A 1,857-nucleotide genomic window follows, 5' to 3' on the forward strand; every position below is an offset into this window, starting at 1 on the left:
TTTCGGGGTTACGAAAAAAAACTTCAGAAAAGTTTTGGTGTTCCGGAAAATATTTTCTACTTTTGCACTCGCAAATCGGGGGAGATGACGACAGGTCGGGACCCCGGGGAAGCGAAGAGAACGAAGTTCATTGACATAACATATAACAACCAAGTAAGGAAAAAAACCAAAGCGTCAATTTTAAATTGAGTTTGAGTTAAGGGACAGACAAACATACAATGGAGAGTTTGATCCTGGCTCAGGATGAACGCTAGCGGGAGGCCTAACACATGCAAGCCGAGCGGTATTTGTCCTTCGGGACAGAGAGAGCGGCGCACGGGTGCGGAACACGTGTGCAACCTGCCTTTATCTGGGGGATAGCCTTTCGAAAGGAAGATTAATACCCCATAATATATAGAGTGGCATCACTTTGTATTGAAAGCTCCGGCGGATAGAGATGGGCACGCGCAAGATTAGATAGTTGGTAGGGTAACGGCCTACCAAGTCGATGATCTTTAGGGGGCCTGAGAGGGTGATCCCCCACACTGGTACTGAGACACGGACCAGACTCCTACGGGAGGCAGCAGTGAGGAATATTGGACAATGGGTGAGAGCCTGATCCAGCCATCCCGCGTGAAGGACGACTGCCCTATGGGTTGTAAACTTCTTTTGTACAGGGATAAACCTTTCCACGTGTGGGAAGTTGAAGGTACTGTACGAATAAGCACCGGCTAACTCCGTGCCAGCAGCCGCGGTAATACGGAGGGTGCAAGCGTTATCCGGATTTATTGGGTTTAAAGGGTCCGTAGGCGGGCCTGTAAGTCAGTGGTGAAATCTCACAGCTCAACTGTGAAACTGCCATTGATACTGCAGGCCTTGAGTGAATTTGAAGTGGCTGGAATAAGTAGTGTAGCGGTGAAATGCATAGATATTACTTAGAACACCGATTGCGAAGGCAGGTCACTAAGATTCAACTGACGCTGATGGACGAAAGCGTGGGGAGCGAACAGGATTAGATACCCTGGTAGTCCACGCCGTAAACGATGCTAACTCGTTTTTGGGCTTTCGGGCTCAGAGACTAAGCGAAAGTGATAAGTTAGCCACCTGGGGAGTACGTTCGCAAGAATGAAACTCAAAGGAATTGACGGGGGCCCGCACAAGCGGTGGATTATGTGGTTTAATTCGATGATACGCGAGGAACCTTACCAAGGCTTAAATGGGAAATGACAGGCTTAGAAATAGGCTTTTCTTCGGACATTTTCCAAGGTGCTGCATGGTTGTCGTCAGCTCGTGCCGTGAGGTGTTAGGTTAAGTCCTGCAACGAGCGCAACCCCTGTCACTAGTTGCCATCATTCAGTTGGGGACTCTAGTGAGACTGCCTACGCAAGTAGAGAGGAAGGTGGGGATGACGTCAAATCATCACGGCCCTTACGCCTTGGGCCACACACGTAATACAATGGCCGGTACAGAGGGCAGCTACACAGCGATGTGATGCAAATCTCGAAAGCCGGTCTCAGTTCGGATTGGAGTCTGCAACTCGACTCTATGAAGCTGGAATCGCTAGTAATCGCGCATCAGCCATGGCGCGGTGAATACGTTCCCGGGCCTTGTACACACCGCCCGTCAAGCCATGGAAGTCTGGGGTACCTGAAGTCGGTGACCGTAACAGGAGCTGCCTAGGGTAAAACAGGTAACTAGGGCTAAGTCGTAACAAGGTAGCCGTACCGGAAGGTGCGGCTGGAACATCTCATTTTAGAGACTATACGTCAAAAAACAAAAAAAGTGCCTTATCGTCAGATAAAGCTTTGGTTTTTTTTACTCGGTTGATTATATAAAAAAATAAACCCACTAGAAATTAGTAAAGGGAAGGAGATAATT

Annotated in this window: 1 rRNA gene; it reads left to right on the forward strand. The window is 48.7% G+C overall.

Features of this window, described 5'->3' with window-relative positions:
* The first annotated feature begins 215 nt into the window (after nt 1-215).
* Nucleotides 216-1,732, forward strand: a 16S ribosomal RNA gene (locus K319_RS0101205).
* Nucleotides 1,733-1,857 lie beyond the last annotated feature (125 nt).

The sequence above is a fragment of the Epilithonimonas caeni DSM 17710 genome, assembly GCF_000426465.1.
Classification (GTDB): Bacteria; Bacteroidota; Bacteroidia; order Flavobacteriales; family Weeksellaceae; genus Epilithonimonas; species Epilithonimonas caeni.